11 protein-coding genes are annotated in these 10,734 nt (G+C 41.7%); 4 read left to right on the forward strand and 7 right to left on the reverse strand.

The genetic code is table 11. The features are described from left to right. Positions 1-167, reverse strand: a 167-nt coding sequence (locus ACESLK_RS29195; protein ID WP_373233367.1) for a helix-turn-helix domain-containing protein, incomplete at its 3' end; no start/stop codon positions are given. 121 nt (positions 168-288) lie between these two features. Between ACESLK_RS29195 and ACESLK_RS29200 the strand changes: the two genes are divergently transcribed. From ACESLK_RS29200 to ACESLK_RS29215, 4 genes are all read left to right on the forward strand, one after another. Continuing rightward, positions 289-606, forward strand: a complete 318-nt coding sequence (locus ACESLK_RS29200; RefSeq protein WP_373233356.1) for a DUF1259 domain-containing protein — start codon at positions 289-291, stop codon at positions 604-606. Next, positions 587-772 carry a hypothetical protein gene (locus ACESLK_RS29205; protein ID WP_373233357.1) on the forward strand — a complete coding sequence of 62 codons (186 nt, stop codon included), beginning with the start codon at positions 587-589 and terminating at the stop codon, positions 770-772. Before ACESLK_RS29200 ends, ACESLK_RS29205 begins: the two co-directional genes overlap by 20 nt. Positions 773-950: 178 nt before the next feature. Beyond that, positions 951-1,379, forward strand: coding sequence for a VOC family protein (locus ACESLK_RS29210; RefSeq protein ID WP_373233358.1), 429 nt, complete (start codon positions 951-953; stop codon positions 1,377-1,379). Positions 1,380-1,560: 181 nt separating this feature from the next. Then, positions 1,561-1,965 carry a CBS domain-containing protein gene (locus ACESLK_RS29215; RefSeq protein WP_373233360.1) on the forward strand — a complete coding sequence of 135 codons (405 nt, stop codon included), beginning with the start codon at positions 1,561-1,563 and terminating at the stop codon, positions 1,963-1,965. A gap of 21 nt (positions 1,966-1,986) precedes the next feature. Here the strand turns inward: ACESLK_RS29215 and ACESLK_RS29220 are convergent, their stop codons facing one another. The 6 genes from ACESLK_RS29220 to ACESLK_RS29245 all read right to left on the reverse strand — a co-directional run bounded on the left by ACESLK_RS29220 (position 1,987) and on the right by ACESLK_RS29245 (position 10,581). Continuing rightward, positions 1,987-3,228, reverse strand: coding sequence for a serpin family protein (locus ACESLK_RS29220; protein ID WP_373233361.1), 1,242 nt, complete (start codon positions 3,226-3,228; stop codon positions 1,987-1,989). Positions 3,229-3,406: 178 nt separating this feature from the next. Continuing rightward, positions 3,407-5,143, reverse strand: coding sequence for an ABC transporter substrate-binding protein (locus tag ACESLK_RS29225; protein ID WP_373233362.1), 1,737 nt, complete (start codon positions 5,141-5,143; stop codon positions 3,407-3,409). A gap of 77 nt (positions 5,144-5,220) precedes the next feature. Next, a complete protein-coding gene (locus ACESLK_RS29230) occupies positions 5,221-6,126 on the reverse strand; it encodes a carbohydrate ABC transporter permease (protein WP_373233363.1) in 906 nt (301 codons plus the stop codon). A gap of 12 nt (positions 6,127-6,138) precedes the next feature. Continuing rightward, positions 6,139-7,095, reverse strand: coding sequence for an ABC transporter permease (locus tag ACESLK_RS29235; RefSeq protein WP_373233364.1), 957 nt, complete (start codon positions 7,093-7,095; stop codon positions 6,139-6,141). A gap of 170 nt (positions 7,096-7,265) precedes the next feature. Further along, positions 7,266-8,804, reverse strand: a complete 1,539-nt coding sequence (locus ACESLK_RS29240) for a response regulator transcription factor (protein ID WP_373233365.1) — start codon at positions 8,802-8,804, stop codon at positions 7,266-7,268. Next, the gene (locus tag ACESLK_RS29245) at positions 8,797-10,581 is read right to left on the reverse strand and encodes a cache domain-containing sensor histidine kinase (protein ID WP_373233366.1); all 1,785 of its coding nucleotides are present in this window, start codon (positions 10,579-10,581) and stop codon (positions 8,797-8,799) included. Before ACESLK_RS29245 ends, ACESLK_RS29240 begins: the two co-directional genes overlap by 8 nt. Positions 10,582-10,734 lie beyond the last annotated feature (153 nt).

Here is a 10,734-nt window from a genome sequence, read left to right on the forward strand (position 1 = left end):
AACATTTGGCGAATGAGGATGATCTGCTCGGTCGTTGGATAGAGACGAAAACGAAAGGCTTTGTGGTGTAGCATCTGAGTTTGCACACCCCCTTCTGCGAACGTAAATCCCCCTTTCATTATAGCACATATGTTCGCATTTGAGGCAAAAAGAAAATGACGATTCATCCCTCTCTTACTTCGTTGAAGAGGGAGTCTTCTCGTCAAGATATAATAAAGAAAAAACCATGCTGAATTTAGTAGAGTTATAATTACAAGAACACAATATATCGAAAATAGTGTTTGCAAAGTGGAAATTGTTCGTGAAAACCTTGAAGTCACCTATATGGGCAATAAATTGTCTCCTGAAATGATGGAGTTGGTGTTTATTGCAACTTTTGAAAGAGTGGATAAGCATACTGCTGTAATGGGAGAACTCGCCCTCTTGGATGAAGAAGTAAATCCAGTTATTGACGGACTACGTCAAGGAGGTTTGGACGTATCAGCCTTGCATAATCACATGATTGGTGAAAAACCAAGAATTCTGTATGTACATTTCCAAGGAATGGGCGATGTTTCCCAATTGGCACAAACGATAAAGGGAGCTATTGAAAAGACAACGCTTTAAGGAAGTGTTTAGTAAAATGGCAAAGGATTATTATATCTCACGTGATGCTTATAAGTTGGAGAATTTAACGGCTAAAAAATACGCATTTTATGCCCAGAATGCGACTAATCCTCAAGTGAAACAACTGTTCCAACAAACTAGTCAGGTTCAACGTAACCCCGTTTAATAACTATAAAATATAAGGCGTACAAAAAAATTGGGCGACGTATTAAACTTTGCCCTCTTCGCTTTGCTTAACTATAAGTACCTACCAGGATATTTGAATAAGTATTTTTAAATGATACAATATGGGTGCTAATGCCAATTGCCCATGATTAACCAATTTAATCTTAGGAGTGAATGACATGTCTGTTAATGCTTATCTTAATTTTAATGGAAACTGTCGTGAAGCCGTAGAGTATTACGCTGAGGTTTTTGGAATAGAAACCCCACAAATAATGACCTTTGGTGATACTCCGCCTGACCCAAATTTTTCTCTTCCGGCGGAAGCAAAAAACTTAGTGATGCACGCAAGACTTAACATAAGCGGAAGCAATGTAATGTTTTCTGATGTTTTTCCGGGTATGCCTTTTGTTGCTGGTAACAATATAAGCCTTGCATTAGTAAGTAAAGACATAGATGAAGTTAAAGCTTTATTCCATAAGCTTAAAGAAGGCGGCAAGGTAGGAATGGAGTTGCAAGAAACCTTCTGGAGCAAATGCTATGGAAGTGCAACAGACAAATTCGGAATTGAATGGCAATTTAACTATGACAATGGAGAAATGGGAATGTAACGCAAGAAAAAAGGATATGGAACTTTTCTTGAAATGAAAAGATTCTATATCCTTTTTCTATAAGCTGTATGACAACCTCTCCGAAGCTTTGGAGAATTTTAATAAATGCTTTCACAAAGCATAGTATGGTTTAATAATAATAGTAGTAAAGTGAAAGTTCCGAGAAAAGGAGTTCATAACGATGCAAATAAGTTCATTTCTTCTTCCGAAAGACAAGGTCTCTTTTATTACAGCCTTAGTATCAATGCGCGAAGCTATGGAAGAGTTGGAACTTTACCATTACACAGCAATACCCGTTATAGACAGCGAAGGAAAATATGTCGGAACGTTATCGGAGGGTGACCTGTTATGGAAATTGAAAAATACGCCTGGACTGGATTTCGATAACATGGAGCAGGTGCCGGTTAACGAAATAAAGAAGCGGATCTATAATGAATGCGTATCAATCAATGCTCACATGGAAGATATGTTAGTGCTTGCCGCAGATCAGAACTTCGTACCCGTCGTTGACGATAATCGTGTTTTCCTAGGTATTATCCGACGAAAGGATATCATCGAGTATTACACAAGAAATATAACCGATTGAGTAAAACAGGCCTAACGGCATTTAACCATTCGGATTCATTATGGTACCCACAAACAGAATGCTGTCCGTATCGTGATCTACAATTGCAAGCACGAAAGGTCTATTCATGATCATGTGGAACGGAGCTTCCGCAGGTGCTGACCCTGCTAACATCTCTACCGTCGTAGCTGCCGCTGCTACTGTTCCTTGTTCAGTAATTTCCAGGAAAGTCTTATGAGTCACGTTATTAATGAATAGATTCGGCGGAGTCGGCGCTATGCTCGAGAAATCAGCCCTAATCGGAATAAACGCTTCTTTCATGCCAATCGTCCGGAGCGATTCTTTCAGGCTTGCCTCATATTCAATATGGACCCTTGGTAATTCAACTCTCCCCGGGCGTTTCTCGAATGGTTTCGTTAATCTCGTTGTATCCTCTGCTAACATCTCCTGGAGGGACACTATTCCCTCGACCTCATCCGGCAGCAGGATCACCATGGATACGGAAGCTTTCTTCCCGAAGGGCATACGAATCGCTTGATAGCCATCTGCCTGAACATATTCGTATTGCCCCCCTCTAGCCATCATCTTAACTGGAACCGTCTCGGATGCCAATGTCTGAAATTCACCGGACGTAGTCGAATCAGGTAAGAAAGGCTCCGTCCATTTCCCTTCGAAATATACTGCGTTTAATACGTACATGACCGACTGAGGCTTGACGTTATCTACGATATCCGGAATTTTGCCATTCGTTCTGTTCTTAACCCAACGATTCATTGTTCGTGCTGCGTTTGGACTGCTGAAGATCAGCTCGCTAACCTCTGCCGCGTAATCATCCCTGCTTTGCTGCACGAATGTTTCGTGAAAAGTCTTCCCCTTGCGCATCCATAGTGAATTAGCGACCGTAAGCCCGATCTCCTCGTCTGCCGGGTGGGTCAACAGATCAAGCGCTACCCGATAGCCGTGACCCGATTCCTTCTTAGTCATTCCGTCTAATCCTAGCGACTTCGCCATCTCTTCTAATGTTGTACCGGAAGCACCGTTATAGACCATAGATAATGCTGAAGAAATGCTAAGCGGTGATATAAACACATTCATGTTAGGATTCGCACGAGAAATCTCACGGTATAAGCGCATGCCAAATGAATTAGACGCCTCAACAACACGTTTATCCAGATCAGTCAAAGTATATTGCCGAACGCCCTTCTCCTCGTCAACAGCTGCCTTCCCACATGCAGAGCCAAGCAGTGCGATAACAAGCAGAAGCAGAATAATCCTTCTGAACATGAGAAACTCCCTCTCTAATGAAAACGAATAATTATTCAGACGTTTTCTTACAAATATTGTTGCAGTTTATCGTCTTCTATATTGTAGCGGTAATCCTTGACCGAATCCAAAAAAAAAAGAAAAGACCCGAAAAATCAGGTCTTTTCTCACCTTTATGAAATAGTTGATCATATACCTATTATTTCGAACTCCAAAGTGCTACACGATCTTGAACATACTTTGTATAGCCTTTTTCCATTTTTTCGACACCAGCTTTTTCTAGATCCTGCATATAAGCATCCCAGATCTTGTCGAAATCTGCAGGCTTTGCTAGAATGGCTTCAGGAATTCTCTTCCAGGTAATATCTCTCATCTTTGTTCCTAGAATAGATACTTCATCCTCGCCTGGAATTGAAATATTCCAAGCAGCGCCATAAGCTTTTTCTTTGAATTCATCCTCTTTCGGGAATAGATCCTTCCATGTAGTCGCTTTGTAGGCGGCAAGCGTCTCTTTTTCAACATCACTGTATCCATCAACCAATTTCTCAGGGAAGTTCTTAGTGTAATAATTTCCAGTTGGGTCTTTGGCACCATCGCCATAGTGAACCATCATGTTCCAATAGAAGCCAATTCCGGTTTCTTTCGTGAATGCTGTATTGTCGTTATTTATGCGATCTTGTACTTCTTTAGGCACTACCCGTTTACCGTTCTCCATGACATAGTGTTTACCTTCGATACCCCAGTTATTTAGGATTTGACCTTCATCCGAGGCTAAGAAATCTAGGAATTTAATGATACGAACAGGATCTTTAGCCGTACTGGAAATTGCAATGCCCCATCCTCCCATAAAGCCAGTAGGCCAGAACGAAGGCTCTTTGATGTCCTTCGACATCGTAACAGGATAGTGACCATAAGTTTGATCGAATTTTCCTGCGGTTTTCAAAGCTTGTTGGCTATCGTTATAGTCCCAATCTTGGTCAATGAGACCAAGAACACGGCCAGTTGCAACCTTAGCTTTATATTGATCATATTTTTGAACGAAGCTTTCTTTATCTAGAAGTCCGATATCGTTCATGTGGTTCAACCAGCGGAAATATTCTTTTTCTTCTGGACGACGGAAATGATAGATGGCTTCATGAGTCTCTTGATTAACGAAATATTCACCATCATCAGATCCACCTGTGGTTGCTACAGCAGGATTCGTTACGGAAATATACATATGCCAGTCATCCGCATTAAGGGAAACACCGATATTCTTATTGCCATTCTCGTCTGTTGGATGCTTCTCCAAGTATGCTTTAATAACATTCTCATAATCCTGAACGGTGCGAATTTCAGGGTAACCTGCTTCTTTTACTACACGATGCTGGAGCTCAAAGCCTCCACCAGCAACAAATCTTTGTTCGTTAACAGCTGCCCATGTAGGAATGGCATAGATAGATTGATCTTCATTTGTATATTTTGCGCGAGCAAGATTGTCGCCGAGCACTCTTTTGATATTCGGAGCATGCTGCTCAATTAGATCAGTTAAATCAATCACAGCACCGGCATCAACTAACTTGCCGATATCTCCTTTTGCTGAAAGAATATCCGGATATTCTCCGCTTGCCGCGATTAACGCGACTTTCTGTGCGGGGTCGCCTACTGCAAATTCCGCATCCAATGTGACACCTGTTTTTCTGGTTATTTCTTTACTCACTTCATCCTGCATATTGCTCCAGTTTGGATTCCCGTCTTCAGCAAACATGGTAAAAGTAATCGGTGTTAAATCTTCGGGACTTGCGCTTGCTTCTGGGCTGCTAGCACTCGCTTCAGCTTTCGGACTGGCTTCTGGACTCGAAGTATTCGCATTGTTGTTACCACTGCACCCAGCAATCAGACTCGTGAGTAATGTAAGTGTTAGAAAAATTGCAGCCTTGCTTTTTAGTCTTGACATTATTTCGAACCCTCCCAAAAAATGTAGTTTCTATTGTATAAACAGGTTTCCCTGCGGATACCGATACTAATAGACCATTAGCTCTTTACTGCACCTAATGTCATTCCTTTGACAAAATAGCCTTGCAGGAATGGATAAACGATCAAGATGGGAACAGTTACAACAATAGTGATGGCCATCTTAACGGATTCCGGAGAAACCTGGGCCATAACCGCAGTCATATTCTTGCCTCGAAAGCTATCAACGTTGGTAGTCGTACTTTGAATGACTTTCATCAACTCAAATTGCAACGTCGTTAAATGTTCTTGAGAGCCATTATATAAATACGTGTCAATCCAAGAGTTCCACTGCCCTACTGCTAGGAAAAGGGCAATTGTAGCGAGCGCCGGCTTTGTAAGAGGTAGAATAACTCGCCAGTAAATCGTTAGATCGTTCGCTCCATCCAGCTTGGCTGATTCCTGCAATGCATAAGGTATTCCATCGATAAAGGACCGGATTACAAATACATTAAACGCGCTGACAAGGCCTGGAAGTACATAAACCGCGAAAGTTCCCATCATATTGAGATCTCTAATTAAAATATAGAAGGGGATCAATCCGCCGGATACATACATGGTAAGCGCGAGAAACGTAGACACGAATTTACGCCCTTGAAAGTCAAGCCTGCTCAATGTATACGCTAGCATTGATGCGCTCATTAAACCTAGCAGTGTTCCAATAATGGTTCGTAGTATTGATATTTTCAGCCCAGTGACAAGACCTGAGAAAGCAAATATGGTCTCATAATTTTTTAATGTAAATTGTCGCGGATAAATTGTAATTCCGCCTCGTACGCTGTCTATCGAATCATTTAACGAGATAGCTAGTACATTCAGAAATGGGTATAGAGTAATTAAAGTAGCAAAGATAATTACTGTATAAACGATGACATCGAATAACCGATCTGACCAGGGCGCGCCTCTGGTTAATTTCTTAGTTCCCATTTGGCAACCTCCCTAAAAGATACTTTCTTTTGTGATCTTCTTGAAAATTCCATTCGCCGTGAAGAGTAGAAGGAGACTTATAAGCGAGTTAAACATATTGATAGCTGTACCAAACGAATACCGTCCCATACCCAAGCCATAATTAAGGGAATAAAGATCTAAAGTTTGGGAATAATCGCGTACTAAATTGTTGCCTAGCAGGAATTGTTTTTCCCATCCAATGCTGATCAAATGACCAATCGAAATGATAAGAAGAATGATGATGGTCGTTCTGATACCTGGAAGTGTAATATGCCATACCTGCCTCCAGCGACTTGCTCCGTCTACCTTCGCAGCCTCATAGAGCTCGGGACCAATCCCTGCTATTGCTGCCAGAAAGATAATGGCGTTCCAGCCTGTCTCCTTCCAAATATCGGAAGCGGTTACAATTCCCCAGAACAGCTTACCTTCACCCATAAATTGAATAGGTTCTTTGATGATATGAAGCCCCATGAGAACATCATTTACGACACCGTTGTCCGTAGAAAGCATTTTAGATATAATACCCGCTGCAACTACCCATGATACAAAGTGGGGGAGATAAGAAATCGTTTGTACAAATCGTTTGAGTGTTTGTATCCTTACTTCGTTTAACAATATAGCGAAAATAATGGGTACCGTGAAGCCGGCAATTAATCCCATGGCACTCATGGCAAGCGTATTTCTAAGGGCTTGATAGAAAATGTCATCTTGAAATAATTGTTTGAAATAATCGAAACCGACCCACTTTTGTTCGAAAAATGATTTTCCCGGCTTGTATTTCTGGAAGGCCATCGTCCATCCCCATAGGGGTAAATAGCTGAAAACGAAAACCCAGACAACAAAAGGCAACGACATCATGTATAAGTATCTGTTGCGAATAGCTGTTGACCAGAAACGACCTTTTTGAGGCATTTTTTTGTTGGTTTGTGGAACTGTTACCGCTTTCATATGATCCCTCCTGCTTCATGTAATTATCATATAGGAACTATACTGTCTCCCACTACCCGAAGGATTTGGCATAAAATCATATAAAAATTAGTGTAAGCGTATTCAGTTTGATGAAATAAATAACACATGGTCACCCCCCAAGGGAATGACCATGCGTCTAAAAAGTGTTTCTATTCCTTTTTCTTATAGCTGCTAGGGGAAGTGTCAACATATTTACGGAATTTGGCATGAAAATAGTCTACGTTCGCGTAACCAACCTTTTCCGCTACTTGATAAACTTTATAACCTTGCTCCAACAGCAATTTCGCCTGTTCAATTCTTACTTTATCTAGATAGGTATTGAAGTGATCACCCGTTGCTTGTTTAAAAAGCTTACCAAGATATGCGCTATTGTAATTAAATAGTTCAGCGAGTTTCTCCAGCTTTAGGTTCTCGCCATAGTTCCGATGAATTAGATCAATCATTCGTTTGATCTGTTTGTCGTTTCCAGTGTCCCCTAATGAGTCTACAATACTCTTAGCAATGGAATTAAGTCTCTCTAGAAGCAAGTTGTATCGTTGCTCTTTGTGAATATCCATGATTCTACTACGATATTCTAAGCTTTGAATCTCAGATCGATTACGAGAAAACTTGTCTAATACGGAGGAGAATAACTGCGTAAACATGTTTTTGAATTCCTCTTCCGTGAATCCGTCACTGTGCATCCTCTCCGCCATTTCCATGATCAATTGCTGCACGGCTTCGAGGTTTCCGACCTCCAGTGCTAAATATATAGAATCTATAGCTTCCAATAACAGGCTTTCATTGCAGGATTCGCTAATTGTTACCTGTTGAGGAGTCGAGTTCGAATCTACAGAAATAAGAACGTCACTTTTGTGATAAAATTTATTTTTCATTAAGTTCAACGCTTGCCGATATGACAAGATGATGTCTGCCCAGGTGTGAACCGCCCCTCCGGAAACAGCCGTGAAATCCAATACCTGTCCCAAGCAAGCTTCAGATATATCCTTATAAAGAATTCTTCGATTCCAATCGTCTCCGACTCCATTTTTAAGAAGAATGCCGATGCAGGGCTCCATCGCGAACACGATCCCACGCTCACGCTGATCGAATAAGGCCTCTAGTTTGTGTTTGATGATTGTCTGATTAGCGGTAACTACTTCGTTGCGTGTTATAGGTTTTATTAGAACGACCTCATACGTTTCCCAATGCAAGCTATCTTCATCTGCGGATGAAGCGATTGTAAGTTTTTCGTCTTCCGTTAAGAGCGACTGTATAACCCTCTCCATCCCGGTTTCTCGTTCATCCGCTCTTGCTCGTTTTTTCGCTGAGTCATGGGTTAATTGCTCCCGCAGCTTATTGAGATAACTTATTAATTCATCCTCATCCACTGGCTTCAATAAGTATCCATCGATCCGAAGCGCGATTGCCTGCTTGGCGTACTCGAAATCAGCATAGCCGCTTAGGATCAAGATATGCATATTTAGCTCCAATTTTCGAAGGTTGTTCACTAACTCCAACCCGTTCATACCTGGCATCCGGATATCGGCAATAAGCAAATCAGGTAACAGAATCCTGCACTTCTGAAGCGCTTCATGGCCGTTCGCTGCTGTATCGATCACTCGGAAGCCCATTTCCTCCCAAGGTATAAGCGTTCTGAGTCCTTCTCTTATGGTCGGCTCATCATCTACAAGTAATACTCTATACATGCTGTTCTCCTCCAACCGGTATTGTGAAAGAAATATGTGTCCCGTTACCAGGCACGCTCTCGAAAACAAGTCCATGCTCGTTGCCATAGGACAAGATCAGACGAAGATGTACATTACGAAGACCGATTCGATTTCGTTCATCATCCTCTTCTTCGTTCATAGACTTGTATAGCTCCGCTATTTTCTCCGCATTCATCCCCGTTCCATTATCGAATACATCGATCCGAATGTTGTCACCCACTAGCTCCGCCTGAACGAATACGATTCCGCCTTCCATTTTGTTCTCCAACCCGTGAATGACGGCGTTCTCAACTAGAGGCTGAATAATTAAAGGCGGGATAGCCATTTTCTCTACTCTTGGATCGATACGGAGGGAATATTCCAATCGATCCTCATACCGAAATTTCTGAATGTCTAAATAACACCGAACAATATCGATTTCATCGCCGAGTATTGTTCTACCAGAGCTGACCTCGAGATTTTTACGCATTAGCTTGCCTAGTAAACGAACAACCTGGGAAATTTCCTTCTGGCCCTTCAGATGAGCTTTCATCCGGATCGATTCCAAGGCGTTAAAGAGAAAATGCGGGTTGATCTGACTAGCCATCATCTTCAGCTTGATTTCATTCTGCTTGGATTCAAGGAGATTTTTCTGACGATTCGACTCCTGAACTTCCTCAACTAATCCGTTGATGCTTGAAACCATAGAGTTGAATTGTCTGGACAGTTGCCCTATCTCATCTTTGCCGTCAATCTCAAGCATAATATCGAGATTACCAGTTGCAACTTTCGTAATATGCTTGCTTAAGCGAAGCATTCTCTTGGACAAGATCGTTGAAACCCCGTAAATGAGAACAATTGCAATAATTAAGCTAGCGGATATGACGGTTAATGCAAGAACATTTACCCTATTTGCATCCTTGACAATATTGTCTATGGAGAATACAGAAATAATTCGGAGCGTATTCAAGCTGGATTCCGGAACAAGAGGTTCAATCAGAATACGAGAAGCCCTGCCATCAACAACCGTATCGAACGACCCTCCCTGCTCAAGCATGACATCCTGTTCGAAATCAATATCTCCCAGTGTCATACCTACCCAAGCTTTACTCTTCGCAGCAACAATCGTATTGCTTTCGTCCACGATCATCGTTTCGAACGCCTCTTGGCTTAAGATCGAATTCAGCATTTCCATGTTCACATTAATAACGAGGATGCCGTTCGAACTCTTCTCAGGAAAATTCACCTTGCGAACCAAGCTCAAATATTTGCGTTTATCCCGCTCGTCTTCGAGAAAGTACCAGCCAACCTTACCATTTGCGCTATTAAGCGCTTTCTGATACCACTCTGACATCACGGTTGCTTGTTCTGGCTGAATGAATTCCCAATTGTCGAGCATCGTCGGATTATCTATATAAAACCTGAAATTGGATATCTCTTTATATAACCTGCGGTTTTCAATGAACACTTGATATTCCCTGTAAGCTTTAACGACCTCGTATACCGTCTCGTAGTGATGAGTAGATACAGTTTCCAGCCGTCCGTCGTTCGCCATCCGATAGGAACTGTCATAAGCGAAGTTAATCAGTTCTGCAGTACGGGCTTTGACACGTTCTACATTCGTAGAATTTTGTTCTGTTGCATTTTTAAGTGCCATGTCTCGCAGCTCATTCGTCAAGAAAAGGCCAACGATCAGAACAGGAATGAATACGACGACAATAAAAGATAAGAAAAGCTTTATTCTTAGCTTTAGGTTATTAAAAGTTCGAGAAAACAATCGGCATAACCACCTTCATTATCGCGTTAGCTCAGCATTCCTGTAGAGCGTTAAATTTCCACTTTGTAAATAATGAAGCACCCCTATAGGATAGAGGTAGGCCCCACGAAGGCACTACATTCTATCCTAGGAGATGCTCTACTATGAAGTTTA

Origin of the sequence: Cohnella sp. (assembly GCF_041640265.1) — a bacterium.
GTDB lineage: Bacteria > Bacillota > Bacilli > Paenibacillales > Paenibacillaceae > Cohnella.